Here is a 25,941-nt window from a genome sequence, read left to right on the forward strand (position 1 = left end):
GGATCATGGCTGAGTTGACCAGTAAACCGCTCGACCCGAGCACCTGGCCCGACTTCGCCCGGCTGGTCGAGGCCCACCGGGGAGTCTGGGGCGGGTGCTGGTGCATGGGCTTCCATCCCGACGGGCTCAAGGGCAAGACCGCCGCGCAGAATCGCGAGGAGAAACAGGAGCGGGTGAAGGCCGGGCAGACGCATGCGGCGCTCGTCTTCGACGGGGACGACTGCGTCGGGTGGTGCCAGTACGGTCCGACCGACGAGCTGACCAGGATCAAGCACTGCAAGGAGTACGAGAAGGAGCTGACCGTACTGCCCGACTGGCGCATCACCTGCTTCTTCGTCGCCAACAAACGCCGGCGTCAGGGCATCGGGGCGGCGGCGCTCGCTGGTGCTCTCCACCAGATCGAGCAGGCCGGCGGCGGTACGGTCGAGAGCTACCCGGAGGACACGACCGACCGCAAGACCTCCGGCTCGTTCCTCCACAACGGCACCCTCGCCATGTTCGAACGCGAAGGCTTCACCCGCACCCGCCAGATCGGCAAACACGCCTGGGTGGTCAGCAAAACAATCAGCTGACTTCCCTGCCGCTATCAGCAGAAGCGTGAGAGTGTGAAGGAGCCGCCCTGCCTGGCCGATCGCGCCGGACACCAACGAACACCAATCCGAGGAGGAACCATGGTGCGAGTAGGGCTATTGGTCCGGGTCCACGCAAAGCCGGGCAAAGAGGCAGAGGTTGCACAGTTCTTGACCGACGCGCAGGCGATCGTCGAGCAGGAGCCGGACACCCGGGCCTGGTTCGCCGTGCAGTTCGACGCGTCCACGTTCGGTATCTTCGATGTCTTCCCCGATGACGACGGCCGGAAGACTCACCTGACCGGTGGCGTGGGTGCCGCGCTCGGGGAGCGCGCTGACGAGCTGTTCACCGTGTCGCCGGCGATCGAGTACGTCGACATCCTCGCCTCGAAGCTGCCGGCCTGATCAGGCCGAAGTCGTTGCCCTTAACAACAGTTGCTGGCTGAGGCGTTCGCAGCGGGCTCGGTTGAGGGTGGCGATGCGTTCGCAGGCGGCGTCGATGGCGGCGCGTTGTGATCCGTAGTAGCCGTACCAGTAGGGATCGTCCGGCTGGGGATCGGTGTGGTCGTCGATATCGGCGTACCAGTCGCAGCCGGCGCGGAACACTCGCGCGTGCAGGTGGATCTCAGTGCCAAGGTCACTCATCGCTCGCATCCCCGTGAAGTCGAGAAACCGCCAACGAAAACCTGGCTCCATCATGAAACGGCCGGGTGCCGAAACCTGGCCGACACGCGGAGCGGCGGGAAGACTCAGAGGACGAGGACGGTGATCCGCTGGGCCGAGTTGTTGGCGAAGCCGCCGCGGTTCCACGGGGCCTCGATCGGCTGGACCCGGCCGCTGGCGTCGTGGGCGCGGACGGTGAGGACGTGCTCACCGGGGATCGCGTCCCAGTCGAAGGAGAAGCCGCGCCAGGCGAGGTCGTTGCTGTCGGCATCGAGTTTGGCGTCGTGCCAGCTGACCCCGGCGTCGACGCTGACCTCGACCCGTTCGATCGGGGCCCAGCCCGACCACGCACGGCCCTTCAGGACGACCGCCCCGGCCGGTACGAAGCGATGCCGGCTCATGAAGTCCGGATGCCCCGGCGGGATCAGCAGCGCCCGTGGCTCGATCCGGGTGATCCCGACGCCGACCTCGTCCGCCTCCTGCCGGATCCGGTACGCGACCGAGTTCTGGTAGCCGGTGAACTCGTGGTCGATCAGCTCGATCGAGCGCAACCACTTCACACTCGCCATCCCGTACCAGCCGGGCATGATCAATCGCAGCGGATAGCCGTGCTGCGGCGGCAGCGGCGCGCCGTTCATCTCCCAGGCGACGATCGCGCCGGAGTCGAGGGCCTCGGTGACGGTCAGCCCGCGCTGGTAGTCCTGCTCGATCCCTCGCTCGAAGCCGTGGTCCGCGCCGGTGAACACCACGTCGATAGCGTCCTTGCGGATCCCGGCCGCCCGGATCAGTCCGGCCAGCGGTACGCCGGTCCACTCCGCGGTGCCGACCGCTTCCATCAACCAGGGCTGGCTGATCGGCCGCGGATGCAACCCGGCCCGGCCGTTGCCCGCGCACTCCAGCGTGACCCGGAGGGTCTGCCGCCCCATCGCCCGCAACTCGGTCATCCCGAACGACAATGGTTGCTCGACGCAACCATCAACGGTCAGTCGCCAGTTCGCCGCGCTGGCCGCCGGGATGTCGTAGTGCACCAGCACGTAGTGCAGCCCGGCCGGCGTCAGGTCGTACCGCAACGCCTCCAGCGGCATCCCGTGGTTGCGAGCGGCCAGCTGCAACTCGTCCCCGGTGATCCCTTCCCCGGTATCCGCCAGCCGCCCTTTACTGCTGAACTGCTCGATCGACATATCAGCCCCCTGCCGCCACCTTAATTCAAAGCCGTTGACCAGTCACCAGCTTCGGCCGGTCAGAGCCATCCGTTGTCGATGGCGATCCGGGCGGCCTCGGCGCGGGTGCGGGCGCCGGTCTTGCCGATCGCGGCGGAGAGGTGGTTACGGACGGTGCCTTCGGAGAGGTGGAGTTCGCGGGCGATGTCGGCGACGGTGCCGCCTTCGCGGGCTGCTCGCAGTACGTCGGATTCGCGGGCGGTCAGCGGGCTGGTACCGGCGACGAGGGTCTCGGCGGCCAGCGAGGGGTCGACAACGCGCAGGCCTTGGTGCACCCGGCGTACGGCGTCGGCGAGTTGAGCGGCTGGCGTGTCCTTCACGACGAAACCGGCGGCCCCGGCCTCCATCGCGCGGCGCAGATAGCCAGGCCGCCCGAACGTCGTCACCATCAGCACCCGAACTCCCGGTACTGCGCGGCGCAGCGCGGCCGCGGCCTCGATCCCGTCGAGCCCGGGCATCTCCACGTCGAGCAGCGCCACGTCAGGTTTCGTCGCTTGGACCGCCTCGACCACCTCGTCGCCGCGGCCGACCTCGGAGACCACCTCGAGATCGGGTTCGAGATCCAGCAGTGCGGCCAGCGCACCCCGGACCAGCGCCTGGTCGTCAGCGATCAGCAGCCGTATCGTCACGGGCCAACTCTGACAGCCAGCCGGAAGCCGCCGCCCGGCGCGGTCCCGATCTGCAGGCTCGCCCCGGCCTCGTCGGCGCGCTCGCGCAGCCCGATCAGCCCGTGCCCGGAGGCACCACCACCAGGCGTCGGCCCCTTGCCGTCATCCAGTACCTCGACCTGCTCCGCGGCCAGCTTGATCGCACACTTCTTCGCTCCCGAGTGCCGGACCACATTCGTCACGCCCTCGCGGATCACCCAGGCGAACAACTCGCGGTTCGCCTCCGGTACCTCGTCCATCACCGTCGGCAGGTCGGCCTTGATCTCGGCCGCCTTCAACGCCGATCGCGCCGACACCAGCTCACCCGCCAGACTGAGCTCCCGGTACCCGGCGACAGCAGCCCGTACGTCGGCCAGCGCGGCCCGGGCCAGCCGCTCGACGTCCGCGACCTCGGTGGCCGCGCGGTCCGGATTGGCCTCGATCAAGCGGCCGGCCAGCTCGGCCTTCACCGTGATGACGGTCAGCGAGTGCCCGAGGATGTCGTGCAGATCCCGGGCGAACCGGCCCCGCTCCTCCTGGACGGCGAGCTCCGCGAACTCCTTGCGCGCCACCGCCAGCTCGACGCTGCGCAGCATCGCCCTGCGCATCGCGAAGACCGCGATCCCGCCGAGCACGATCGCCAGGCTGTAGCTTCCGTCGTCCTTCCACCCCGGAACCGTTCGCAGCACCAGCTCGGCGAGTGCCAGCAGACCCACCCCGAGCCCTATGCCGACCCGGAGCGGCAGGACCATCATGCCCATCGCCTCGACGAACACCAGCGTGGTCAGCGCGCTCTCGCCGGCTGCCGGCAGCATCAGCGCGCCGAGCCCGAGCAGCACCACGACGAAGCCGATCTGCAGCCCGATCGGCGCCTTCACCCGGGCCATGTTCTTGGAGCGCGCGTACCAGAAGAACCCCATGTACGCGACGACGAACGAGACGATCGCCACCAGCCCGAGGACCCGCTCGGCCATGTCGTCGTGCTTGACGATGTTCTCGAACGGCTTGTTCAGGAAGAACAGCCAGACGCCGGCCAGCAGCCAGCCGAAGCTTGGCCGCTGGCGGATGTCTTCGAGCTTGTCGCCGATGCCCTGGAACTGATCGACGGGCTGCCCTGGCTGAGGAGTGCTCACGGAGTCACGCTAACCGTTCGGTGCTCAGGCGCGGGCGGTGTCGGCGCGGAACCGCCGCAGGGCGACGAATCCGAGGACGACGGTCCAGGCCAGGACGACGTAGACCGCGTTCATGTCCAGCCCGTTCTGCGACAGTGCGCTGCGAGAGCTCTGCCCGGTCCAGTACGCCGGGGTCAGCTGGGCGATGTGCTTCATCAGCGACGGCATCGAGTCGACCGGCAGCCACAGCCCGCCGAAGGCCGCGATCAGCATCGTGCTCAGTCCGGTGATCGGCTGCACGCTGTCCGGCTTGGCGACGTACCCGATGACGAGTCCGATCGCGGCGAACGGCAGCGCGCCCAGCCAGGACACCAGCCCGACGGAGATCCACTGCGAGGCGCTCAGGTGCACGTGGCCGACCGTCATACCGAAGAGGAAGACGACCACCAGCGGCGGGATCGCCAGCAGCAGCGACAGGATCACCTTGCTGATCACATAGGCCTGCGGCTTCAGCGGGGTGAGCCGCAAGGTCCGGTTCCAGCCGCCGTCGCGCTCGGCGGCGATCACGCCGCCGCTGCTCATCGCGGCCGACATCGAGCCGAAGATCGCCATGCTCACCATCACGTAGGCGACCGCCGAGATGCCGCTCTCGCTGGCGTCCTTGGGAATGGTCAGGCCGAAGATCGCGAACAGGATCACCGGCATCAGGATCGCGAAGATCACCACTCGCCGGTTCCGCAGAGTCCGCTTGATGTCGAATTTCAGATAGTCGAGGTTCATGCGACTGCCTCCTGCTCCGCGCTGAGCGCCAGTACGGCGTCCTCGAGGTCGGCCGAGGTCACCTCGATGTCATGGGCCGGGGTGTTGTTCAGCAGATAGCGCAGCGTGTCGTCGGAGTCGCCACACTGCAGCAGTACTACGTCGCCGCGCGTCTCGACATTGCGGACGCCCGGCAGCGATGCGAGCGTGGCGAGGTCGGCACCCGGTACGGTCGCCCGGATCGTCCGGCCGGACACGCTCGCCTTGATCTGCGCGGCGGTGCCGTCGGCAACAACCTTGCCGTTGCGCATCAGCACCACGCGGTCGGCGTACGCGTCGGCCTCCTCCAGGTAGTGGGTGGCGAACAGTACGGTCCGGCCGCGGGCCGTCTCGGCGTGCATCGAGGCCCAGAAGTCACGGCGGGACTCGACGTCCATACCGGTGGTCGGCTCGTCGAGCACGATCAGGTCGGGCTGCGGGATGATCGCCATCGCGAACCGGACCCGTTGCTTCTGCCCGCCGGACAGGCCTTTCATCTTCCGCCCGTACAGGTCGGCGATACCGGCCCGCTCGAGTGCGTCGGCGACCGGCATCGGGTCCTTGTGCAGCCCGGCGACCAGGTTCAGCAGCTCGCCGACCTTCGCGTCCTCGATGATGCCGCCGCTCTGCAGCATCACGCCGATCCGGCTCGCGGCGATCGCCTCGGCCGGCGAGGTGCCGTAGACCTGGACGCTGCCCTGGTCCGGCCGGACCAGGCCGAGCAGCATCTCGATCGTGGTCGACTTGCCGGCGCCGTTCGGGCCCAGCATCGCCACCACCTCGCCGGAACGGATCGTGAGGTCCACCCCGGCGACCGCCTGTACGTTGCCGTACCTCTTGGTCACACCGCTCAGGGTGACCGCAGTCGTTGTCGTCATACCCAGAATGCTCCCGGCGAACGGCCGCCCGGCCCTGGATCGGCCGTCACGACCCACCCATGACAAAAGTCAGCCCGGGAAACTTCCGAAGAAGTCTCCCGGGCTGATCAATTCACCTCAGGTCAGGCCGGGAGGGTCCAGAGCTGGTTGGCGCTGCCTGCGCAGGTCCAGATCTGCAACCGGGTGCCGTCGGCCGAGCTTTGGCCGGTGGCGTCCAGGCACTTGCCGGAGCTCGGGTTGAGCAGGTTGCCGTTCGACTGCGCCTGCCAGCCCTGCGCTCCGGTGCCGTTGCAGTCGTACAGCTGGACGAGTGAGCCGTTCGCAGTACCGGCGGCATTGACATCTAGGCACTTGCCGAGGGCGCGGATCGTACCGTCGGTGCCGACCGTCCAGGTCTGTGCGGTGCTGCTGTTGCAGGTCCACAGCTGGACCGCCGTGCCGTTCGCGCTACTGCCGCTGGCGACGTCGACGCACTTGCCGGCGATGCCCTTGATCGGGCCGGTCTTGCCGCCGGTCGGCGGAGTGCCGGTACCGCCCGCGGCGTCGAAGATCGCGCTGACCAGCGAGGTGCTGCCGGTGGTGTCCTGGGACAGCTCCCAGTTCATGATGCCGCCGGCGTTGGCGACCGCCCACGTGGTCTTGCGCTTGATCGTGGGGATGCCGTTGTAGCACTGCTGGGCGCCGTTGGCCTGGATGCAGTCGACGTTCGCGTTGTTCGGGTTCATCGCGACGATCTGCGAGTACGTCAGGTAGCCCGGCCGGCTGTAGAACGGCACGCCGAGCACGGTCTTGGCCTTCGGCAGGCCACGGTTCTTCCAGAAGTTCGCCGAGGCGATCGACCAGTCGTAGTTGGCATGCGGGCTACCGCCGTCGTACGCCATGATGTTCAGCCAGTCGACGTAGCCGAAGACGGCCGGCTGGACGCCGTTGGCGGTGCCACCCTCGGACACGACCGCGGCGGTGAGCAGCTTGCCCTGGCCGTGCAGCGTGTTGCTCAGCTGCTGCATCAGCAGCGTGTAGTGGTCGCCGGAAGCACCCGGGTCCGGGTACTCCCAGTCGATGTCGACGCCGTCGAGGTTGTACTGGTTGATCAGGCCCATCACGGCGTTGGTGAAGGTGGTGCGGCCGCCGGAGCTGGCCGCGAACGACTCGAACGCTGAGTCGTTGCCGTCGTTCCAGCCACCGATCGACAGCGACACCTTGACGCCGTTGGCGTGCGCGGAGCTCACCAGCGAGGACAGCTTGCCGCCGTCCGGGACGCCCTGCAGGGAGCCGTTGGAGTTCGGCAGGACGAACGCGTAGTTGATGTGGGTGAGCTTGCTGTACTGAACGGCGCTGACGCTGCCCGCCCAGGACGGCAGGTAGCCGACGCTCTTGAACCCGGCGGGTAGCGCGGCAGCGGCGCTGGCCACGGTGGCGGCGGTCGAGGCGGCGTCGGCCTTCGGGGCCGGGGCGAAGGTCGCGATCAATCCGGCGGTGCCGGTCGCGAGCGCGAGGGCCGCGATGGCCACTCGACTTCGGAGCTTCATCCTTGACGACTTCATGGGGGCGGTGTCCTTTCGGATGGACCCTCGCGCCGCACCCGGCCGGCTCACACAGATCGACGACTACCGCTCGGTCGCGGGCAGAGGCGATCGAGCGGTGGCATCTTCTCAAGCACCTTCCGGGGGCGGCTGTTGCGAAGGTGAATATAGAAGAGATCTGACCGAAGTCATGGTTAGTTTGCTCGGATGTCTGACCGCCGTCAAGACGTCATGACAGTTCAGAATGCGCATTCTCGCGGTTGAGATCCCATGTTTAGATGTCCGGCGCCTCGGAACGGGAGGTGCGGGTGATGCTGATCGAGGCGGCGACGACGCAGGCCATCCCGGCCAGCTGGATGACCGCGAGGCGCTGGCTGAGGATGAGGAAACCTGCGGTGGCGCCGACGGCCGGTTCGATGCTCATCAGGATGCCGAAGACGACCGGCTTCATCCGGCGGAGGGCGAGCGTTTCGAGGGAGTAGGGGAGTACCGACGAGAGGATGGCGATCGCAAGTCCGATCGCTAGCGAGTGCCAGTGCAGTAGCTCGCTGCCCGCGGTGATCAGGCCGATGGGTGCGGTGATGAGGGTGCTGACGATCATCGACAACGCGAGGCCGTCGAGCTGGGCGAAGCGTCGGCCGGTCTCCGCGCTGAGCAGGATGTAGCCGGCCCAGAATGCGCCGGCCAGCCCGGCGAATCCCACGCCGAGGCAGTCGACCTTGCCCAGCTCGTGCCCGTTCACCAGTACTACGCCGAGCGCGGCGCCGGCTACGGCGAATAGGTCCCGGCGTTTGCGCGACATCGCTGCCGCCAGACCGAGTGGGCCGATGAACTCGATGGTGACCGCGACGCCGAGTGGCAGTCGCTCCAGGGACAGGTAGAAGGACAGGTTCATCAGTCCGAGGACGGTGCCGAAGGCAATAACTGCGAGGAGGTCTTTCTTGGTGCGGTTGCGCAGGCTCGGTCGGGCGATCAGTAGCAGGATCGGCACTGCGAGTGCGAGCCGGAGTGAAACGGTGCCCGCGGCCCCGAGTTGCTGGATCAGCTTGGCCGCCAGCGCGCCACCGAACTGCACGGACACCACGCCACCCAGCACCATCGCCGTCGGCGGCACCCGAAATGTACGCACAAACGAATCAGATCATGCCGGTGGAAGGCCGCTGAGAGCGGCCGGGCAGCGGAGGTGGGGGACCGCCAGGCCATCAATGCCTGGGGAAGGTGCAGCTCGCCAGGCGCGGTCGGGGCGAGGGGTGGAGGGATTGATGGGGTGGCGGTTGGGGCCCTACCCACGCAGGGAGTTGAGGCCTCGCCAGAGGAGTTGTTGGAGGGTGGTGGCGAGTTTCTCCGGGGTGGGGGTGCCGCCGTTGCGGGTGCGCCAGATGGCCAGGCGTTCGGTGGCGCCGGAGACGGACTGGGCGACGATCTGGATCTCTTCCTCGTCGTGCGGGTGATCGGCGGGGAGGTTGAGCCGGACCATGGTGGCGATCAGGCCGACGAACTCGGCGCGGACCTCGTCGGCGGCGGTGGCGGCCGGGCCGGCGGTGAGCATGCCTTCGTCGACCATCACGGACCAGGTTCGCGGATGCTCGTCGAGGAACGTGAACCAGGCGACGAAGCCGGCGTACATGGCCTGCTCGGGGTCGGCGGCGTTGAGGACCGCGTCGGAGACGGCGTCCAGGAGTTGCGCGCGGAGGCGGGACAGGCAGGCGAGGAACAGGCCGTCCTTCGAGCCGTAGTACTGGTAGACGAGCGGTTTGGAGACGCCGACCGCGGCGGCGATGTCGTCCATCGAGGTGCCTTGGTAACCGCGCTCGCCGAAGATCCGCTCGGCTGCGTCGAGGATCTCCCGCTCACGGGCCGCGCGATCCCGCCGCCGCTTCACCGGCACTCCGGCGGCGGCCGCCGGTACAGGGCTGTCCGTGGTCGAGGTCACTTGCACACTCTAACTGACCCGGAGTAACTTACTGGGAGTAAGTTCAACTCAGTCGGCCTCTGGAGGGTTCTTCATGACCGCTCAGCAGCACCGGATCGTGGTGATCGGGACCGGGTTCGCCGGGATCGGTATGGCGGTCAGGCTCAAGCAGGCCGGCTACCACGACTTCGTCGTACTCGAGCGGGCAGACAATGTCGGCGGGACCTGGCGGGACAACACCTACCCGGGCTGCCGCTGCGACGTGCCCTCGCACCTGTACTCCTTCTCCTTCGCGCCCAACCCGGATTGGTCAAGCACGTTCTCGCCGCAGCCCGAGATCGAGGCGTACCTGCAGAAGGTGACCGACGGCTTCCGGGTCCGCCCGCACATCCGCTTCGGCCATGCCGTCGAGTCGGCGCACTGGCAGGGCGACCACTGGCTGATCCACACGAACCAGGGCGACTTCACCGCCGACGTCCTCCTGTCCGGGATGGGCCCGCTGGCCGAGCCGTCGGTGCCTCAGTTGCCCGGGATCGAGCAGTTCGAGGGCGAGGTATTCCACTCCGCGCAGTGGAATCACGACCTCGACCTGAGTGGCCGCAAGGTAGCGGTGATCGGAACCGGCGCGTCGGCGATCCAGTTCGTACCGGCGATCCAGCCGGACGTCGAGGAACTGCACCTGTTCCAGCGGACGCCTCCGTGGGTGATGCCGCGGCCGGACCGCAAGATCAGTGCCGCCGAGAAGCGGATCTACCGCGCGTTTCCCCTTGTGCAGAAGGCCGTCCGGGCTGGCATCTACTGGAGTCGTGAGTCGCTCGTGCTCGGCTTCGCCAAGCTGCCGGCGATGATGAAGCAGGGGCAGAAGATCGCCGAACGCCACCTCGCCCAGCAGATCCGTGACCCCGAGCTGCGCGCGAAGCTGACGCCGGACTTCACCCTCGGCTGCAAGCGGGTGCTGATCTCCGACGATTACTACCCGGCCGTCGCCCAGCCGAACGTCGACGTCGTCACCGACGCGATCACCGAGGTCACTCCGACCGGGATCGTCACCGACGACGGCGTGAAGCACGAGGTCGACACGATCATCTACGGCACCGGATTCCGGGTTACCGACCTGCCGGTGATGGACATGCTGCACGGCCGCGACGGTCTGACCCTGCGCGAGGCGTGGATCGACGGCATGGAGGCGCATCTCGGTACTGCGATCGCCGGCTTCCCCAACTTCTTCCTGCTGATCGGCCCGAACACCGGCCTCGGGCACAGCTCGATGGTGTTCATGATCGAGTCGCAGATCGCCTACATCCTGGATGCGCTGAAGACGATGGATGCCACCGGCGTGCGTGAGGTGGAGGTTCGGCCGGAGGTGCAGCGCGACTTCGTCGACGGCGTCCGGTCGTCGATGCGCAACACGATCTGGACCCGTGGCGGCTGCATGAGTTGGTATCTCGACTCCGAGGGTCGCAACACCACCCTCTGGCCGTCCTTCACCTTCCGCTTCCGGCAGCTGACCAGGCACTTCGACGCCTCGGAGTACAGCACTCGCTGATCTGCGGGGTGGCGCTTCGGCGGGCTCTCGCTATGTGACATCGGTCGTGTTACATTCGATCGGTCAGATAGCGAGTCGATCGGAGGGCGCTGTGGCGCTGCTGCTCCCGCTGCACGGCATCGGCGGCCGGGGCGACCTGCCGGTTCCGCTCTGGCTGGCGATCTACTCGGCCGCCGCCGCGGTGGCCGTCTCGTTCTTCGCCCTCGCCGCCTTCTGGTCAAAACCCCGCTTCGAACTCACCACCGGTACGCCGGTACGCGGGCTGCCCAGGGTGGTCGACGCACCGCTCGCCGGGTTGACGAGGGTGGTCGACAGTGGGGTCGTCCGATGGTTGCTCAAGGCAATCGGGTTGGCTGCGCTCGTACTGCTGCTTGGGGCGGCGTGGTTCGGGAGTAGTTCGCCGAGTCTCAACCCGGCGCCGACCTGGCTCTACGTCTGGATCTGGGTCGGCATCATCCCGGTTTCGCTGCTCTTCGGGCCGGTCTGGCGGCTGGCCAATCCGTTGCGCACGATCGCCGGGCTGGTGCCGCGTACGGCGTACCGGGAACTGCCTGACGGGGTCGCGTACTGGCCGGCGGTTGCGGGGTTGTTCGGGTTTCTGTGGCTCGAGCTGGTCTACCCCGATGGGTCTGAGCCGCTTGTCGTCGCCGTCTTCGTGACTGGCTATGCGGTGGTAAATGTTGCCGCGGGCATCGTTTATGGGCCGCGCTGGTTCGCGGTCGGTGACAGCTTCGAGGTGTACGCCGAGGTGCTGGCGAAGCTCAGTCCGCTGGGCCGCGACGGTGAGCGCCGACTCGTGCTGCGCAACCCGCTCGCGGGGCTCGCCACGATCCCGCAGGAGCGGGGGATGGTCGGGCTGCTCTGCCTGCTGCTCGGCTCGACCGCCTTCGACGGCATCAGCCGTTGGTCGGCCTGGACCAACCAGACCGGTGAGCTGGGCCACGCCTCGCACCTCGTCGTCTACACGCTCGGCTTGCTGGTCGCGGTTGCCGTCGTGTCGACGCTCTTCCTGCTGGCGGCGCGGGCGACCGGCTCGGCGCGGATCCGGCCGGGCGGGTTGGGGAATGCCGGTCTGCCCGGTGCGTTCGTGCATTCGCTGGTGCCGATCGCGATCGGGTACGCCGTCGCGCATTACTTCTCGTTCGCGATGTTCCAGGGGCAGGAAGGGTTGCTGCTGGCAACGGATCCGTTCGGCCGGGGCTGGGATCTGCTCGGTGTGGGGACGACGCGGATCGACTACGCGTTCCTGGGGACCGGGCTGATCGCGGGGGTCCAGATCGGCGCGATCGTGCTCGGACACGTGCTCGGGGTGGTGTCCGCGCACGATCGCGCGACGCATCTGTTCCGGCGGCGTCAGTTGCGGCGGGCGCAGTACCCGATGCTGGCGGCGATGGTCGCCTTCACCGCGGGTGGGATCGCGCTGGTGACGGCCTCATGATCGCCGAGTTGATCGCACTGCACATGGGAGGCGTGCCCGAGGCGGCGATGTTCCTCGGGCCGATCCTGCTGATCATCGCGTTCGTCCGGATCGCCCGGCGCAACGACGCGAACGCCGTCGACGACGAAGACGACTGGGACGCCGACCTCGGCGACCTCCGCGACTCGGACGACGACGCGGGGGACAGCGGTGAGCCGGCTGGGCCGGCTAGCGGATCTTCACCGCGGCCGGCCGGCCGGTCCTGATGTTGCGGCCGTCGCTCACCTGGACGTGGTAGCTGAAGGTCTTGCCGCTCTTCACCTTGGTATCGGTGAAGGTCGTCACCACCGGCTTCGTCCAGGAGTACGAGTTGCGCTTCCAGCTGGCCACCTTGGTGGTACCGCGGAACAGCGAGTAGATCAGTGAGATGTTGTCCGCGTCGACCACCGTCGGGAAGCTGACCGTCGCCTGGCCGGCGCGCGTGCTCGACGCCTTCGGCGCCGCGGGGAGCCCCGGTCGGGTGCCGCCCGGGGCGTTGGTGAAGCGCGCGAGCCCTTGCTGGATGACGTTGTTGACCTTGGTGAAGTCGCCGCCCACCCACAGGTCGTTGCCGCCGGATGCGAACGCGAGCGGGCCGACTTCCGTCGTACCGGCTGCGTCGGTGTTCGGGTACCACGGGCCGAGCTTGCCGTTGATCGTGCTCTCGACCAGCAGATGGTGCATGCCGGTCTTGTCCTTGAAGCCGCCGTCGCGGCTGCAGTCGTGTGCGTGGGAACCCTTGTAGAGCCAGTTCCCGATCGCCTTGATCGCCTCGGTGGCGCCCAGGCAGTGGCTCTGCCAGAGCAGCTTGCCGGTGCTCGCGTCGGCGGCCAGTACGCCGTCGTAGCAGCCCAGTCCGCTGCCGGCGTTGGAGACGAACACCTTGCTGCCGAGCGTGTCGATGTCCTTGACCCGGCTCTGGCAGTCCGGCGACGGCTCGGGGATCGCGGCCGCGGCCGGCATCGTCATGGGAGCGCCGGTCGTCGGGCTCACCATCGCGAGCGCGTAGTGGTCCTTGCCCTGGATCTCGCTGAAGCCGCCGCCGATGAAGACTCGCCGGCCGCTGTCCGACAGGTCGATCGCGTAGACGTCGTCGTCGGCGTCCGGATCCCACGGCAGCAGGGCGCCGGTCGACAGCGTGACCGCCGCGACGTTGTTGCGCTCCTTATTGTCGACCCGACCGAACGAGCCACCGAAGTACACGCTGTTCGCGGCGATCGCGATCGCCGCGACCCGGTAGGAGACGGCCGGGTGCCAGCCGACGACGAGCTTGCCGGTGGCGACGCTGAACATCGCGAGATGCTTGCGCGCGAGTCCGTTGACCGTGGTGAAGTCGCCGCCGACCACGACCCACTTGCCGTTCGGGCTGGTCGCGATCGACCAGACGGCGCCGTTGAGCTTCGGCGCGAAGCCCAGCGGCTTGCCGGTGGTCCGGTTGAAGGCGGCCAGGTACGTCCGCACCGCCTCGCCCTTACCGGCGGCCAGGCCGGGTCGCCGGATCCGGGTGAACAGCCCACCGGCGTACACGGTGTTGCCTGCGACGGCGAGCGTGTTGACGCTCGCATTCGTCTGCCAGGCGAGCTGCTTGACCGCCGACAACGCCGAGCCGAAGCCCGGTCCGGGGTTGGCGGTGGCGGCCACGACGGGCCGTCCCGAGGGGATCAGCGCCGCGGCGATCACGGCCACGGCGGTGACCAGTACCAGAACTGCCTTCTTCATTTACGTCCTCAGGCTGAGCCGAGCAATCGTGACATTCTGCGACCAAACGATAACTGTCGGCTCAGCCCGAAGTTACGGCCTTCAGTTCACCGATTGATCACGCCAGTCCTGCGCGCGGAGGGCCCAGATCAGGTCGTCGCACCATTCGCCTTTGAAATAGAGGCTTTCGACCAGGTGTCCTTCCTGGCGCATACCGAGGCGTTCGAGGAGTTTGGTGGAGGCGGTGTTGCCGTTGATGACGCTGGCGTGGATCCGGTGGAGGTTCAGGTCCTCGAAGCCGATGCGGAGCATGGCGTTGGCAGCCTCGGAAGCCAGGCCGCGGCCGTGATAGCCGGAGTGGAGGGCGTAGCCGAGCTCGCCCTGGCGGTTGATCTCGCTCTCCCACTTGAGCAGGACCTCGCCGATCACCGTCTGCGTCTCGCGGAGCTCGATTGCCAGCACCAGCCACTGGCCCGGCTCGGTCAGGGCGCCTTGGGTCAGCTTCACCTCGAGGGCCGCGCGGACCTGCTCGCGGTCGCGCACCGGCCACGGGACGTACCGGACAACCTCGGGATCGGAGTGGAAGGCGAGCAGATCGTCGAGATCCTCCATCCGGTGCGGGCGGAGATCGAGGCGCTCGGTCTTGATCGGGTAGCTGGGGTGGAGTGCCACCGGTAGGCTCCTGTCTAATGGCGTTAGACAAACCAATCTAGACGAAGCCGGTGGCCATGCGCGATGCGTCTTCCCATGCGGCCGCGGGGATCTCGGTGCCGACGATCGTCGGCGCTGCGCTGGTGGTGATCCGGGAGCGTGGGGTTGAGGGCCTGACCATGCGGTCGGTCGCGGAGCGGCTGGGGGTGCGGGCGCCGACGCTCTATCACCACGTCAGGAACAAGGGGGAGTTGCTGGAGTTGGTCGCGCGGAATGCGTTCGACTCGTTCGAGGCGGACCTGGTCGCCTATCAGCAGGTCGGCACGCTGGATGAGTGGATCGAATTGACGACGGTCGGCTCGCTGCGGCTGCGGGGCTTCTATGCGGAGCATCCGGGGCTGGCGCGGCTGATCCAGTCGAAGGCGACGCCGGATCGGGACGAGGGGGACGGCTCCAGAGCCGCCCTCGTTCGGGCTCAGCTGGAGGCGCTGGTCAGGCTGGGCGTACCGGAGCCCACCGCCCGCAAACTCTTCGAAACCAGCGCCCGCTGGACCCTCGCCGCAGTAGCCGCCGAGCCGCTCGGCTCTGCGGGGGAGGACCTCTTCGCCTCTGGGCTGGAGATTTTCATGGCGGGGCTTCGGGGAGCGCTTCAGCCGGTGGACGGGAGAGCGGCCGGGTCGAGGCCTAGTTCTTCGTAGGCGACGACCTCGATCTCGCGGCCCATCGCCTCGCGGAAAGAAGCGACCAGGGCCTGACCCGCCAACGGGATGATGTTTTCGAGGGTGCGCTGGATTTCCGGCCAACCGTCGGCCGGCAGGCCCGCGTCGGCGAACGAGCGCCAGACGGTACTGCGGAACAGCTCGACGTAGATCTTGGCGACCGCGTCGGCGTGGTCGAACAGCTTCGGCAGCATCTCGAAGATCGCGTCCAGCGGGACGCCGAGCTTGATCACCTCGAGGCCGGTACGGAGCAGGTCAGGGTTAGGGATCCGGAGACGTCCGTCCTCCTGGCGCTCGGCGATGCCCAGCTCGACCAGCTTGGTGATGGTGTCCGGGTTGTGCGGGATGCCCGCGCGGTCGGCCAGCTGCTGCTCGGTGATCACCTCGGGCTCGGTCGGCGACCACGGGCTGACCAGCGTCTCGAACACACCGAGCGCCAGCGCGCCGTCGGGGAGCTCGCTCATCATCCGCTCGACCGCCGCCAGCGTGTAGCCCTTGTCGAGCAGCTCGCGGACCAAGGTCAGCCGGGCGACGTGGTCGGCGCCGTAGTACCCGGTACGTCCGGCGAGTCGAGGTGGCGGGATCAGGCCGCGGCCGGCGTACGCGCGCACGTTCCGCACGGTCATGCCCACCTTGGCGGCCAACTGATCGACCGTGAACTCCTCGTCTGGGCCCGACTCGGCCGGCATCTGTCCTCCCACCTTGACAGTCTCCCAGATTACACGTTACATAGCTTATGTAACATTGCCTCTGGCGTATGTCGAAGGAGCCAGCATGACGGTCCCCCTGGCGGCCACCACCGGAACCGCGTCATTCGACCAGATCGCGATCGTCACCGGGCTGGTCTCGCTGATGTACCTCGCACTCGCCGTGCTGCTGTGGCGGGAGCGCACCGGACGGGTGACGCTGGTAGGGCGCCTAGCGGACACCATCGGGAGACTGGACGGAGTCCCCCGATGGGCCTCGCTCACCCCGTACCTCCATGCCGTCTCGCTGCTCGCCTGCGCCTTCGGTGTCTGGTGGGACATCGCGGTGCACATCGACAAGGGGCGCGACACCGGCCCGTTCGGTACGCCGGCGCACTACCCGATCTTCTTCGGCATCCTCGGCGTGATCATCTCCGGCGTACTGCCGATCGCACTGGCCCGCAAGCCGCTGCCGGCCCGCACGGTCAAGCTGACCAAGGGCTGGCGGATCCCGTGCAGCGCGGCGCTGGTGACGGTGTGCGGCACGTTCGCCCTGGTCGGCTTCCCGCTCGACGACGTCTGGCACCGGCTGTTCGGTGAGGACGTCACGCTCTGGGGTCCGACCCACCTGCTGATGATCGGCGGCGTCGTCTTCTCGATCTTCGCCCGGCTGCTGGCCTCGGCCGAGGTCGAGCAACTGGTCGGCCTCAACCTGCGCCGCCGGGCCCAGGAGATCATCGCGGTCGGCGCGCTGCTGATCGCGTGGGACCTGTTCAGCACCGAGTTCAACTACGGCGTCCCGCAGTTCCCGCTGATCCTGCAGCCGATCCTGATCGTCTTCGGGTCGACGCTCGCCTTCACCTTGCTGCGGTCGCGGCGCGGACCCGGTACGACGTTCGGCGCGCTGGCCGCCTACCTGGTGATCCGCGGCGGCATCGCCTGGGCCGTCGACCAGCCGCTCGGTCAGATCCTCGGCCACTTCCCGCTGCTGATCGCCGAGGCGGTACTGGTCGAGCTCGCGGCCCTTGCCCTGGGCAACAAGAACCGCTTCCGGCTGGGACTCGTCTCGGGTGCGCTGATCGGTACGGTCGGCGTGGTCGCGGAGTACGGCTGGTCGCAGGTCTGGATGCCGATCCACTGGCCGGCCTCGATGCTTCCGTCGGCCATCGGGTTCGGCGTCGTCACCGGTCTCGGCGCCGGCCTCGTCGGCGCCTGGCTGGCCACCCGGTACGCCGAGGTCGCGGGCGAGGTACGCCAGACGCCGCCGGTGCGCTTGACGCATCAGCTCGGCGCGATCGGGCTGGTCGCAGTACTGGCTGCGCTCTTCTTCTGTGTACCTCGGTCAGCCGACCCCGGGGTGAGTGCGACGGTGTCGCTGGAGCCGGCGTCGATCGGGTCGGAGCCGACGGCGTACGTGACGGTGAAGCTGGAGCCGGCCGACGCGGCTGAGGGTGCTCGGTGGTTCGAGGCGCTGGCCTGGCAGGGTGGTGGGCAGATGACGCACGCGATGGAGAAGGTTGCTGACGGCACCTATCGGTCGACCGAACCGCTGCCGATGTACGGCAAGTGGAAGTCGATGCTCCGGTTGCACCAAGGGTCGCGGGACATGGTCGCGATGTGGGTCTACGCGCCGGAGGACCTGAAGATCGAGAAGCCGGCGGTCCAGGTCTCCAACGGGCAGACGGTCGAGTTCATCGGGGAGCAGCAGACGCTGCGGCGGGAGGAGCGGACCGACGTACCGCGCTGGATGTGGAACGGCGGCTACGCATTGCTGGCCGTCGTCGGGTCGCTGGAGCTCGCCGGGATCGCTTGGCTGGTCGGGCGTGGCGCTCGCGGTGGTCGTTTGCGAGCTGCTCACCTCGAGGCTCAGGGCACGCGGCGTGAGAAGGAGTCGGCATGACTGGGCGTGCTGGACTGCGGAAGGGTCCTTGGGATCTGCGGGGCAAGAAGGCGTTGGTCACGGGTGCCGCTGGCGCGTTCGGGTCGGCGACGGTCGAGCAGTTGCGCGCTCGGGGTGCCGACGTGGTCGGGCTCGACTTGCAGAAGAGTGACGACGTCATCGAGTGCGACCTGACCCAGCCGGACCAGATTCCGGGGGCTGTGGCCGAGGCGATCGAGCGGCTTGGCGGGTTGGACTTGTTGATCAACAATGCGGGCATCGGCGTACCGGCACTCGCCGGGGAAGTGCCGGATGCCGTCGCCCGCAAGGTGATCGAGGTCAATCTGTTCGCCGGCTGGGGCGTCACGGCCGCGGCCTTGCCGGTACTACGGGCCGCCCGTGGCCGGGTGATCTTCGTGTCCTCCGGACTCGCCTACGTGACGCTGCCGTTGGCGGCCTCGTACCTGGTCTCCAAGCGCGCGATCGACACGTATGCGGACGCGTTGCGGATCGAGAACGGCCGGGCGATCGACGTGAGCGTGATCTATCCGGGCTATGTGCCGACGCCGATCCACGACGCATCTCTTGCGCGCGGCGTGGATCTCGGTCTGTTCGTGCCTGCTGAGACCGTGCAGCAGGTCGTGGGGACGATCATCGAGGTGGCTGGGGCCGCGCGGCCGCCGCGGAATCGGGCCTCTACGCGGTCGACCGGGTTGGCGGTCGGGGTCGCCCGGCATCTGCCGTCGGTGGCCGATCGGGTGGTCCGGTGGCGGACGAACCAGCAACGCCGCAAGGGTGGGCTGGGCGAGTGGGCGGACAGACTGGGGAAGATATGACGATGCAGGCAGAGCGATCCGAGGATGGCGCGGCGCGGGAGCAGGCGCAGCGAACTGGCGATGGCGGGACATCGACGGAGCGATCCGCGGTTGTCACCTCGGACGGGGTGCGGCTGCATGTCGAGACGGCTGGGTCTGCGGGGGCGCCGGTGACGGTGGTGTTGGCGCATGGCTGGACTTGTTCGACGCGTAGTTGGCACCACCAGCTGGGCGGACTGCCGCAGGTGCTGGGGGCTGACGGCGTACGGGTCGTTGCCTATGACCACCGTGGGCACGGGCGATCTTCGGCTGCACCTGCTGGGACGACGCGGATCGAGCAGTTGGCGGATGACCTGGCTTTCGTGCTCGACGAGGTGGTCGGCGACGGACCCGTGGTCTACGCCGGGCACTCGATGGGTGGGATGACGCTGATGGCGCTGGCTGAGCAGCGGCCGGAGTTGTTCGGCTCCCGCATCGCCGCGGCTGCGCTGGTGGCTACCTCGGCGGGTCAGCTGAGCTCGCGGGCGTTCGGGCTGCCGGCGCGGCTCGACGGACCTGCGGCGGTACTGGCGCCTCGGGCGATGCATCTCGCGGGCAAGCGGATGGAGCGGCGGGCGGCGGGCGCAGTACGGGCGGTCCGGCCGGAAGCCGCGACGCGGCGGGCTGCTTGGTTGCAGGGGGCATCTACTGCGGCGCGACGGCCTGCTGTGCGCCAGTTGGTGTTCGGGAAGAAGGTGGACCCGGCTGAGGTGGAGGTGCTGATGGCCGACCTGGCAGTTCTGCCAGGGGCGTCGTTCGGTGGCTTCTTCGAGGCGATCGTGCAGCACGATCGGGGGGATGCGCTGAAGGTGCTCGAGCAGATCCCGGTCGAGATCATGCACGGCACGCGGGATCGGCTGATCGGGCCGCGCCACGCCAACCGGATGGCGCAACTACTGCCGTCTGCCCGGTTGTGGATGTACCCGGGCGCCGGCCACATGCTGATGCAGGAACGCCCGCGCGACGTGACTCAACGCCTGGCGTCGCTGGTGCGGAAAGTACGGGTCTAGAGCGCTCGCATGCGGTTGTTGCGGGCGTTGTGCTCGACCTCAGCCAGGCCGAGCGCCTCTAGTACGGGCGGCACGTAGTTCGCGAAGCGCCCACGGAAGCCCTTCTTCAGCCCGTACCAACCACCGACCGGGTTGTCTTCCGCGCGTGCCCAGGCCTCCACGGTCCCCGGCGCCGCGGGCTTCTGCTCGTCCGCATTGCCCAGCAACATCCAGTCGCCGTGCTTCTTCAGCATCGCGTGCAGATCGTCGATGCACCGCGCCTGATAACTCAGCTTGGTGCTCCCCACCTGACACACCAGCACGTCGTCATCCCGGTACATCTGGTACTGCGACCCGCCCGGCGGCGTACTCAACACCCACGGATCGTCCTTCGTCCCACGTCCAGTGAACGCCATCACAACCCCCCTCGTTGATTGCAGGCTACGCCTAGGGTGAGCTGGTGCAGAACCTTCTGTCTGACCTGGTGGTCGTCGATCTGACTCGGGCGTTGTCGGGTCCCCATGCGGCGATGATGCTCGGGGATCTGGGTGCCCGGGTGATCAAGGTGGAGACGCCCGCCGGTGGTGACGACAGCCGGGGGTGGGGGCCGCCGTTCGTTGAGGGGGAGTCGACGTACTTCCTGTCGGCCAACCGGAACAAGGAGTCCGTGACCGCGGATCTGAAGTCTGCCGACGGCAAGGAGTTCCTGACCAAGCTGGTGCGGAAGGCCGACGTGCTGCTGGAGAACTTCCGGCCGGGGGTGCTGGATCGGCTCGGGTTCTCGGTCGAGCGGTTGCACGAGCTCAATCCGCGGCTGGTGATCCTGTCGATCACCGGGTTCGGGCATGACGGGCCGGAGGGTGGGCGGGCCGGGTACGACCAGATCGCTCAGGGCGAGGGCGGGCTGATGAGCATCACGGGTGAGGTCGAGCCGACCAAGACCGGAGTACCGATCGCTGATCTGCTGGCTGGGATGTACGGCGCTTATGGCGTGTTGGCCGCGTTGCACGAGCGGAATGTGACTGGGCGCGGGCGGGTCGTGCGTACTTCGCTGCTGGCGTCGGTGGTCGGCGTGCATGCGTTCCACGGCACCAAGTGGACCGTCGCGGGGGAGTTGCCTGAGCGGGTCGGCAATCACCACGCGCAGATCGCGCCGTACGGGATGTACCGGACTCAGGACGACAGCGTGCAGGTCGCGGTCGGCAGCGAGTCGCAGTGGCGGACGTTCGCGCCGCTGGTCGGGCTGGACTTTGCCGATGAGCGTTTCGCGACGAACGCTCTGCGGGTCGCCCATCGCGACGAGCTGACCGCGGCGATCGAGAAGGCCTTCAGTGCTTCGCCTGCTGATGAGTGGTTGCGCGGCCTCGCTGAGGCGGGCATTCCGGCCGGCAAGGTCCGCGACTTCCAGCAGGTCTACGAATGGGAGCAGACCCAGTCGCAGGGGTTGCTGATCGATGTCGAGCACCCGACGCTGGGCCGCATCCAGCTTCCGGGCCCGCCGCTCCGCTTCGATGACAACGCCTATGCGGGTGCTCGGGAGACCAACCTGGCTCCGCCTCGGCTCGGCGAGCACGACGAGTCGGTCCGCGCCTGGCTGGAGGAGTAGCAACTTATCGGCGTACCGGAGCATCGAGTCTGGTAGGGCACTCCCCCGGCTATCGAGAGGTTCGGTCGATGAGGAATTCGCGCAGAATCCGGGGAGGTGCGGCACTGCTCGGCGTCGCGCTCCTGACCGGCGGGTTGGTGGCTGGACCGGCGGACGCCAAGACCGAGGGATCGGCCGGTACTACGAACGCCTGCCAGCAGCAGATCGGGATGACCTCGTACTGGGACACCGGATCCGTGGACTGGTACACGGTGATCGCCGGCAGCCACCCGGCCGTATCGGCGGGGAGGACCGCGGCAAATGTCTACCCTCCCAACACGCTCAAGCTCAGCGGTTCCTTCACCGGGCTGCCCAGCAGCGTGGCGACCGTCGCGCATCAGGGGTATGTCGTTCTCGGGTCGAAGATGTACATCAGCAAGTGGGCTGCTGAGAAGGACGGCACGGTCGTGCCGGGGTCGGTGCAGCTGGTCACGGTCGGTGGCGGCTGGGACAGGTACAAGGCCTTTGTGAACTCCGCGTACAAGACGCGGCAGACGAACTACGGGCTGCGCGACGACGGCCTGCTTTTCCGTTGGACGATCCTGAACGGCCGTTGGACGGCTGTGCAGTCCGCCGGGGGATTCGGGTCGGTGAAGACGATGGCGTTGCTCAGTCAGACGGCGACGTACGACAGCTTCCTGGCGATCACCGGCGGCGGCGCGCTCTACACGATCCGGGTGCCGTTGAGTTCGCCGATGAAACCCGTGGTGAAGCCGGTCCGCACTTCGACCTGGCAGGCCTTCGACCAGCTCGTCATCACCCCGTGCGGCAAGCTCGGCACGTTGCTGTTCGCCATCGACCGGGACCTCCAGGTCGGCTATCTGTACGCCGTCGGGCACGCGAACGGCTTGGCCACGGTGATGCAGCCCTTCGGCCGGGTCACCGGCGCGGTGTTCCCGGCGCAGGCCGACTTCCGCTTCACCTCGGACCTGAATCCGCCGCTGAACGGCGAGTGACGCCGCCCGGCACCCCACCGCCTTCTTTCCTTCCTTCCTTCCGTCTTTCCACCGTCCTTTCGAGGGCGGTGGAAAGGGTGTTGGTGAGTACCGGTGGCGGCCTAAGGTCGGTGAAGGGTTGACGGTGCGCGGGGGACAGGTCTAGCGTCCGGGAAATCGATTACTCACTCGATCGCGGAGGTGTCATGCCACAGGCCGCGGCCCAGTTCGACGTGAAGTTCGCCGATGCCGCGCAGGACAACGCCAAGCAGGTGGCGGACGTGGAGAACTACCTGACCCAGCAGATCGACCTGCTGATCATCAGCCCGAACGAGGCCAAGCCGCTGACCGCCGTGGTGAAGAAGGCCTACGACAAAGGCATCCCTGTACTCGTCCTGGACCGCAAGGTCGAGGGCGACGCATACACCGGCTTCATCGGCGGCGACAACGTCGAGATCGGGACCGAGGCGGGCAAGTACGTCGCCGAGAAACTGCTCCCGCACGGCGGCAACGTGGTGGAGCTGAAGGGCCTGGCCGGCGCGACCCCGCAGGCCGAGCGCCACCAGGGCTTCGTCGACGCGATCAAGGCGAACCCGAAGATCAAGATCGTCGCCGACGCGAGTGGCGACTGGCTGCGGGAGAAGGGCCAGGCGCAGATGGACGCGCTGCTGAAGGCCAACCCGAAGATCGACCTGGTCTACGCCCACAACGACCCGATGGCCGAGGGCGCGTACCTGGCCGCGAAGGCGGTCCACCGCGAGAAGGAGATGAAGTTCATCGGCATCGACGCCCTGCCGATCCCGTCCGGCGGCATCAAGGCGGTCGAGGAGGGCCGGCTGTCGGCCACCTTCACGTACCCGACCAACGGCAAGGAAGCCATCGCAGCCGCCAAGAAACTCCTGGTCGACTGCGGAACTATCGAGAAGACCCAGACCCTGAAGACCCGCCTGATCGACAAGGACAACGCAGCTTCCATCTACGCCGAGGAGAACCCCACCGGCTAGCCGCGGTGAGAGCTGCCGCGTTCGATCAGGCGGGCGGCGAGAGTTGTCGTAGTGGTCGCTCGGGTGTTGTCGGTGATTCTGGCCAGCAGCAGCCGGGCAGCCACGGTGCCGATCTCGTACGCCGGTTGCGCGACGACTGTCAGCGGGGGATCGAGCAGCTCGGCCCAGGGGGCGTCATCGAAGGCGACGATGCCGACTTGTTTGCCGGGGCGGATGCCATGTTCCTGCAGGGCTTGGAGCACGCCGACTGCCATCTCGCTGTTCGCCACCAGCAGCGCGTCCGGCGGTTCCGGCTGGACGAGCAGGTCCTGCGCCGCCCGATGTGCTCCGGCTGCCTTGTACTCCGTACGCCGCACCAGCTTCGTAGTACTGCGCAGCCGGGCAGCCTTCAACGCATCGCGATAACCCGCCAATCGGTCGTCCGCGGTGCGAACCCCGGCCGGACCGGTGATACACCCGATCCGTTGATAGCCCTGGGCTATCAAGTGCGCCGTCGCCTGCCGCGCGGCCAGCCGGGTGTCGACCAGCACGACATCGCCGTCCTGCTCCGGCAGCGGCCGATCGACCGCAACGAAGGCCGTTCCGCGTTGGCTGAGCTTCTCGACGCTGCTCGTAGTACCGGTCGGGGAGAGGATGACGCCGGCCACCCGCTCCTGGAGCGCGACGTCGATGTAGCGGCTCTCCTTCTCGAAGCTCTCGTCGGAGTTGCAGAGCACGACCGAGTATCCGAGCTCGTGCGCGACGTCCTCGACCCCGCGGGCGATCGCGGTGAAGAAGGGGTTCTCGACGTCGGAGATGATCAGCGCGACCACCGCGGCCTCCTGACGACGCAGGTTCCGGGCGGGGCCGTTGGGCTGGTAGCCGAGCTCCTCGGCGGCCTTGCGGACCCGGCGTACCAGGTCCGGATCGACCGTGGACTTGCCGTTCAGAGCGCGCGAGACGGTCGCCGTGGAGACCCCGGCCAGCGCCGCGACCTCGCTGATCGTCGCCATCCCCGCCTCCCGTCGACTGCGTCAGAGGGCTCAGCGTAGCGGGCGGGTAATGGATTACCCAGCCGTTCGCCGTGCACTTTAAGTACAGAACCTCAGGACCTGACCAGTGACGTGAGAGGATCACCCGCGTGACTGCCTTGCCGAGCGTTTCCTACTCCATCACCGTCCGCCTCGAGGTCCCAGCGGGTGGCTCCACGGTCAGCAAGCTGACCACCGCGGTCGAGCAGGCCGGCGGCCTCGTCACCGCCCTCGACGTGACCGCCTCCGGGCACGAGCGGCTGCGGATCGACGTGACGTGTGCCGCCGCCGACACCGAGCACGCCGGCCGGCTGGTCGAGGCGATGCGCGCCGTACCGGGCGTCGAGATCGGCCGGGTCTCCGACCGGACCTTCCTGATGCACCTCGGCGGCAAGATCTCGATGGAGGCCAAGCACCCGATCCGCAACCGGGACGACCTCTCGATGATCTACACCCCCGGCGTCGCCCGGGTCTGCCTGGCGATCGCCGCCAACCCGCAGGACGCCCGCCGGCTGACGATCAAGCGCAACACCGTCGCGGTCGTCACCGACGGATCCGCCGTGCTGGGCCTGGGCAACATCGGCCCGGAGGCCGCGCTGCCGGTGATGGAGGGCAAGGCCGCACTGTTCAAGCGCTTCGCCGGGATCGACGCCTGGCCGCTGTGCCTGGACACCCAGGACACCGAGGAGATCATCGCCGTGGTCAAGGCGATCGCGCCGGGCTTCGCCGGGATCAACCTGGAGGACATCTCCGCGCCGCGCTGCTTCGAGATCGAGGCCCGGCTGCGCGAGGAGCTCGACATCCCGGTCTTCCACGACGACCAGCACGGCACGGCGGTCGTCGTGACGGCGGCGCTGTTCAACGCGCTGCGGGTGGTCAACAAGGACATCGGCCAGATCCGCGTCGTGCTGTCCGGCGCGGGTGCCGCCGGCACGGCGATCCTCAAGCTGCTGATCGAGGCCGGGGTCAAGGACACGATCGTCGCCGACATCGCCGGGGTCATCCACTCCGAGCGCGAGGGGCTGTCGCCGGAGCTGCGCTGGATCGCGGAGAACACCAACGCCGCGCAGTACAGCGGAGATCTGAAGGGCGCGCTGGCCGGTGCCGACGTGTTCATCGGGGTCTCGGCGCCGAACATCCTGAACGGCGCCGACATCGCGACGATGAACAAGGACTCGATCGTCTTCGCGCTGGCCAACCCCGACCCCGAGGTCGACCCGGCCGCGGCGCACGAGCACGCGGCCGTCGTCGCGACCGGCCGCAGCGACTTCCCGAACCAGATCAACAACGTGCTGGTCTTCCCGGGCGTCTTCCGCGGCCTGCTCGACGCGCAGTCGTCGAAGGTCTCGATCCAGACCGAGCTGGCGGCCGCGAGGGCGCTGGCCAGTGTGGTCACCGACGACGAGCTGAACGCCGACTACATCGTGCCGAGCGTCTTCCACCCGGAGGTGCACACCCGGGTCGCGCACGCCGTTCGCGACGCGGCCGGTGGCAAGGCGCCGGCCGCCGAGATGTTCCCGGACGACTCCCCGGGCGCGCTGATTTGA

At 68.0% G+C, this 25,941-nt stretch carries 27 protein-coding genes and 1 pseudogene; 13 read left to right on the top strand and 15 right to left on the bottom strand.

The features are described from left to right. Window positions 1–5 precede the first annotated feature (5 nt). Window positions 6–572, top strand: coding sequence for a GNAT family N-acetyltransferase (locus tag OHA70_RS21605; protein WP_328320380.1), 567 nt, complete (start codon window positions 6–8; stop codon window positions 570–572). 99 nt (window positions 573–671) lie between these two features. Then, window positions 672–974, top strand: a complete 303-nt coding sequence (locus OHA70_RS21610; protein ID WP_328320381.1) for a putative quinol monooxygenase — start codon at window positions 672–674, stop codon at window positions 972–974. On the opposite strand, the gene OHA70_RS21615 is transcribed toward OHA70_RS21610, so the two are convergent. From OHA70_RS21615 to OHA70_RS21655, 9 genes are all read right to left on the bottom strand, one after another. After that, a complete protein-coding gene (locus OHA70_RS21615; RefSeq protein ID WP_328320382.1) occupies window positions 975–1,214 on the bottom strand; it encodes a hypothetical protein in 240 nt (79 codons plus the stop codon). Window positions 1,215–1,318: 104 nt separating this feature from the next. Further along, window positions 1,319–2,413, bottom strand: coding sequence for a sulfite oxidase (locus tag OHA70_RS21620; RefSeq protein WP_328320383.1), 1,095 nt, complete (start codon window positions 2,411–2,413; stop codon window positions 1,319–1,321). A gap of 59 nt (window positions 2,414–2,472) precedes the next feature. Further along, the gene (locus OHA70_RS21625; protein ID WP_328320384.1) at window positions 2,473–3,081 is read right to left on the bottom strand and encodes a response regulator transcription factor; all 609 of its coding nucleotides are present in this window, start codon (window positions 3,079–3,081) and stop codon (window positions 2,473–2,475) included. Continuing rightward, complete coding sequence (locus OHA70_RS21630; RefSeq protein WP_328320385.1) at window positions 3,078–4,232, bottom strand: sensor histidine kinase; 1,155 nt, start codon at window positions 4,230–4,232, stop codon at window positions 3,078–3,080. Before OHA70_RS21630 ends, OHA70_RS21625 begins: the two co-directional genes overlap by 4 nt. A 24-nt stretch (window positions 4,233–4,256) precedes the next feature. Next, complete coding sequence (locus OHA70_RS21635; protein ID WP_328320387.1) at window positions 4,257–4,991, bottom strand: ABC transporter permease; 735 nt, start codon at window positions 4,989–4,991, stop codon at window positions 4,257–4,259. Further along, window positions 4,988–5,887, bottom strand: coding sequence for an ABC transporter ATP-binding protein (locus tag OHA70_RS21640; RefSeq protein ID WP_328320389.1), 900 nt, complete (start codon window positions 5,885–5,887; stop codon window positions 4,988–4,990). Before OHA70_RS21640 ends, OHA70_RS21635 begins: the two co-directional genes overlap by 4 nt. A gap of 122 nt (window positions 5,888–6,009) precedes the next feature. Next, window positions 6,010–7,431 carry a glycosyl hydrolase family 18 protein gene (locus OHA70_RS21645; RefSeq protein WP_328320391.1) on the bottom strand — a complete coding sequence of 474 codons (1,422 nt, stop codon included), beginning with the start codon at window positions 7,429–7,431 and terminating at the stop codon, window positions 6,010–6,012. Between the two features lie 253 nt (window positions 7,432–7,684). Continuing rightward, entirely contained in the window at window positions 7,685–8,539 is an 855-nt protein-coding gene (locus tag OHA70_RS21650; RefSeq protein ID WP_328320393.1) for an EamA family transporter, read from the bottom strand. A gap of 153 nt (window positions 8,540–8,692) precedes the next feature. After that, complete coding sequence (locus OHA70_RS21655; protein WP_328320395.1) at window positions 8,693–9,343, bottom strand: TetR/AcrR family transcriptional regulator; 651 nt, start codon at window positions 9,341–9,343, stop codon at window positions 8,693–8,695. Between the two features lie 73 nt (window positions 9,344–9,416). Between OHA70_RS21655 and OHA70_RS21660 the strand changes: the two genes are divergently transcribed. The 3 genes from OHA70_RS21660 (at window position 9,417) to OHA70_RS21670 (ending at window position 12,551) form a co-directional block, all read left to right on the top strand. Beyond that, on the top strand, window positions 9,417–10,868 hold the full coding sequence (locus OHA70_RS21660) for a flavin-containing monooxygenase (RefSeq protein WP_328320397.1): 1,452 nt from the start codon (window positions 9,417–9,419) through the stop codon (window positions 10,866–10,868). 91 nt (window positions 10,869–10,959) lie between these two features. Further along, complete coding sequence (locus OHA70_RS21665; protein ID WP_328320399.1) at window positions 10,960–12,306, top strand: hypothetical protein; 1,347 nt, start codon at window positions 10,960–10,962, stop codon at window positions 12,304–12,306. Continuing rightward, on the top strand, window positions 12,303–12,551 hold the full coding sequence (locus OHA70_RS21670; protein ID WP_328320401.1) for a hypothetical protein: 249 nt from the start codon (window positions 12,303–12,305) through the stop codon (window positions 12,549–12,551). The genes OHA70_RS21665 and OHA70_RS21670 overlap by 4 nt, the downstream gene beginning before the upstream one ends. Here the strand turns inward: OHA70_RS21670 and OHA70_RS21675 are convergent. Both OHA70_RS21675 and OHA70_RS21680 read right to left on the bottom strand, forming a co-directional pair. Further along, a complete protein-coding gene (locus OHA70_RS21675; RefSeq protein ID WP_328320402.1) occupies window positions 12,514–14,043 on the bottom strand; it encodes a fibronectin type III domain-containing protein in 1,530 nt (509 codons plus the stop codon). The genes OHA70_RS21670 and OHA70_RS21675 overlap by 38 nt on opposite strands. A gap of 81 nt (window positions 14,044–14,124) precedes the next feature. Continuing rightward, the gene (locus OHA70_RS21680) at window positions 14,125–14,694 is read right to left on the bottom strand and encodes a GNAT family N-acetyltransferase (RefSeq protein WP_328320404.1); all 570 of its coding nucleotides are present in this window, start codon (window positions 14,692–14,694) and stop codon (window positions 14,125–14,127) included. 56 nt (window positions 14,695–14,750) lie between these two features. Between OHA70_RS21680 and OHA70_RS21685 the strand changes: the two genes are divergently transcribed. Next, complete coding sequence (locus tag OHA70_RS21685; RefSeq protein ID WP_328320406.1) at window positions 14,751–15,371, top strand: TetR/AcrR family transcriptional regulator; 621 nt, start codon at window positions 14,751–14,753, stop codon at window positions 15,369–15,371. On the opposite strand, the gene OHA70_RS21690 is transcribed toward OHA70_RS21685, so the two are convergent. Beyond that, window positions 15,323–16,081, bottom strand: a complete 759-nt coding sequence (locus OHA70_RS21690) for a MerR family transcriptional regulator (protein ID WP_328320408.1) — start codon at window positions 16,079–16,081, stop codon at window positions 15,323–15,325. The two genes, OHA70_RS21685 and OHA70_RS21690, sit on opposite strands and share 49 nt — an antisense overlap. Before the next feature lie 85 nt (window positions 16,082–16,166). Between OHA70_RS21690 and OHA70_RS21695 the strand changes: the two genes are divergently transcribed. Genes OHA70_RS21695 through OHA70_RS21705 form a run of 3 tightly spaced genes read left to right on the top strand, consistent with a single transcriptional unit; the run spans window position 16,167 to window position 19,821 of the window. Further along, window positions 16,167–17,978, top strand: coding sequence for a hypothetical protein (locus OHA70_RS21695; RefSeq protein ID WP_328320410.1), 1,812 nt, complete (start codon window positions 16,167–16,169; stop codon window positions 17,976–17,978). Then, complete coding sequence (locus OHA70_RS21700; protein WP_328320412.1) at window positions 17,975–18,793, top strand: SDR family NAD(P)-dependent oxidoreductase; 819 nt, start codon at window positions 17,975–17,977, stop codon at window positions 18,791–18,793. Before OHA70_RS21695 ends, OHA70_RS21700 begins: the two co-directional genes overlap by 4 nt. 2 nt (window positions 18,794–18,795) lie before the next feature. Continuing rightward, on the top strand, window positions 18,796–19,821 hold the full coding sequence (locus OHA70_RS21705) for an alpha/beta fold hydrolase (RefSeq protein ID WP_328320414.1): 1,026 nt from the start codon (window positions 18,796–18,798) through the stop codon (window positions 19,819–19,821). Here OHA70_RS21705 and OHA70_RS21710 read toward each other — a convergent pair. Then, window positions 19,818–20,216: a DUF6855 family protein gene (locus OHA70_RS21710; protein WP_328320416.1), complete on the bottom strand. Its 399-nt coding sequence runs from the start codon at window positions 20,214–20,216 to the stop codon at window positions 19,818–19,820. The two genes, OHA70_RS21705 and OHA70_RS21710, sit on opposite strands and share 4 nt — an antisense overlap. Before the next feature lie 44 nt (window positions 20,217–20,260). Here OHA70_RS21710 and OHA70_RS21715 point away from each other — a divergent pair, with 44 nt between their 5' ends. The 3 genes from OHA70_RS21715 to OHA70_RS21725 all read left to right on the top strand — a co-directional run bounded on the left by OHA70_RS21715 (window position 20,261) and on the right by OHA70_RS21725 (window position 23,384). Next, window positions 20,261–21,406 carry a CaiB/BaiF CoA transferase family protein gene (locus OHA70_RS21715; RefSeq protein ID WP_328320418.1) on the top strand — a complete coding sequence of 382 codons (1,146 nt, stop codon included), beginning with the start codon at window positions 20,261–20,263 and terminating at the stop codon, window positions 21,404–21,406. A 68-nt stretch (window positions 21,407–21,474) separates the two neighbouring features. Next, the gene (locus tag OHA70_RS21720; RefSeq protein ID WP_328320420.1) at window positions 21,475–22,401 is read left to right on the top strand and encodes a hypothetical protein; all 927 of its coding nucleotides are present in this window, start codon (window positions 21,475–21,477) and stop codon (window positions 22,399–22,401) included. Between the two features lie 185 nt (window positions 22,402–22,586). Beyond that, window positions 22,587–23,384 carry a substrate-binding domain-containing protein gene (locus OHA70_RS21725; protein WP_328320422.1) on the top strand — a complete coding sequence of 266 codons (798 nt, stop codon included), beginning with the start codon at window positions 22,587–22,589 and terminating at the stop codon, window positions 23,382–23,384. Here the strand turns inward: OHA70_RS21725 and OHA70_RS21730 are convergent. Then, window positions 23,381–24,196 carry a substrate-binding domain-containing protein gene (locus OHA70_RS21730; RefSeq protein ID WP_328335180.1) on the bottom strand — a complete coding sequence of 272 codons (816 nt, stop codon included), beginning with the start codon at window positions 24,194–24,196 and terminating at the stop codon, window positions 23,381–23,383. The two genes, OHA70_RS21725 and OHA70_RS21730, sit on opposite strands and share 4 nt — an antisense overlap. A 48-nt stretch (window positions 24,197–24,244) precedes the next feature. Beyond that, window positions 24,245–24,385: pseudogene (locus OHA70_RS21735) on the bottom strand (LacI family DNA-binding transcriptional regulator); the annotation flags it as partial. A 119-nt stretch (window positions 24,386–24,504) separates the two neighbouring features. Between OHA70_RS21735 and OHA70_RS21740 the strand changes: the two are divergent. Next, the gene (locus OHA70_RS21740; RefSeq protein WP_328320424.1) at window positions 24,505–25,941 is read left to right on the top strand and encodes an NAD-dependent malic enzyme; all 1,437 of its coding nucleotides are present in this window, start codon (window positions 24,505–24,507) and stop codon (window positions 25,939–25,941) included.

Origin of the sequence: Kribbella sp. NBC_00382 (assembly GCF_036067295.1) — a bacterium.
Lineage (GTDB): Bacteria > Actinomycetota > Actinomycetes > Propionibacteriales > Kribbellaceae > Kribbella.

What these genes read in the sequence shown, in the direction of transcription:
- OHA70_RS21720 (WP_328320420.1), top strand. Translation starts at nt 21,475, where the DNA reads ATGAGGAATTCGCGCAGAATCCGGGGAGGTGCGGCACTGCTCGGCGTC.
- OHA70_RS21695 (WP_328320410.1), top strand. Translation starts at nt 16,167, where the DNA reads ATGACGGTCCCCCTGGCGGCCACCACCGGAACCGCGTCATTCGACCAG.
- OHA70_RS21700 (WP_328320412.1), top strand. Translation starts at nt 17,975, where the DNA reads ATGACTGGGCGTGCTGGACTGCGGAAGGGTCCTTGGGATCTGCGGGGC.
- OHA70_RS21605 (WP_328320380.1), top strand. Translation starts at nt 6, where the DNA reads ATGGCTGAGTTGACCAGTAAACCGCTCGACCCGAGCACCTGGCCCGAC.
- OHA70_RS21710 (WP_328320416.1), bottom strand. Translation starts at nt 20,216, where the DNA reads ATGGCGTTCACTGGACGTGGGACGAAGGACGATCCGTGGGTGTTGAGT.
- OHA70_RS21670 (WP_328320401.1), top strand. Translation starts at nt 12,303, where the DNA reads ATGATCGCCGAGTTGATCGCACTGCACATGGGAGGCGTGCCCGAGGCG.
- OHA70_RS21725 (WP_328320422.1), top strand. Translation starts at nt 22,587, where the DNA reads ATGCCACAGGCCGCGGCCCAGTTCGACGTGAAGTTCGCCGATGCCGCG.
- OHA70_RS21635 (WP_328320387.1), bottom strand. Translation starts at nt 4,991, where the DNA reads ATGAACCTCGACTATCTGAAATTCGACATCAAGCGGACTCTGCGGAAC.
- OHA70_RS21660 (WP_328320397.1), top strand. Translation starts at nt 9,417, where the DNA reads ATGACCGCTCAGCAGCACCGGATCGTGGTGATCGGGACCGGGTTCGCC.
- OHA70_RS21610 (WP_328320381.1), top strand. Translation starts at nt 672, where the DNA reads ATGGTGCGAGTAGGGCTATTGGTCCGGGTCCACGCAAAGCCGGGCAAA.
- OHA70_RS21685 (WP_328320406.1), top strand. Translation starts at nt 14,751, where the DNA reads ATGCGCGATGCGTCTTCCCATGCGGCCGCGGGGATCTCGGTGCCGACG.
- OHA70_RS21690 (WP_328320408.1), bottom strand. Translation starts at nt 16,081, where the DNA reads ATGCCGGCCGAGTCGGGCCCAGACGAGGAGTTCACGGTCGATCAGTTG.
- OHA70_RS21615 (WP_328320382.1), bottom strand. Translation starts at nt 1,214, where the DNA reads ATGAGTGACCTTGGCACTGAGATCCACCTGCACGCGCGAGTGTTCCGC.
- OHA70_RS21705 (WP_328320414.1), top strand. Translation starts at nt 18,796, where the DNA reads ATGCAGGCAGAGCGATCCGAGGATGGCGCGGCGCGGGAGCAGGCGCAG.
- OHA70_RS21645 (WP_328320391.1), bottom strand. Translation starts at nt 7,431, where the DNA reads ATGAAGTCGTCAAGGATGAAGCTCCGAAGTCGAGTGGCCATCGCGGCC.
- OHA70_RS21640 (WP_328320389.1), bottom strand. Translation starts at nt 5,887, where the DNA reads ATGACGACAACGACTGCGGTCACCCTGAGCGGTGTGACCAAGAGGTAC.
- OHA70_RS21675 (WP_328320402.1), bottom strand. Translation starts at nt 14,043, where the DNA reads ATGAAGAAGGCAGTTCTGGTACTGGTCACCGCCGTGGCCGTGATCGCC.
- OHA70_RS21620 (WP_328320383.1), bottom strand. Translation starts at nt 2,413, where the DNA reads ATGTCGATCGAGCAGTTCAGCAGTAAAGGGCGGCTGGCGGATACCGGG.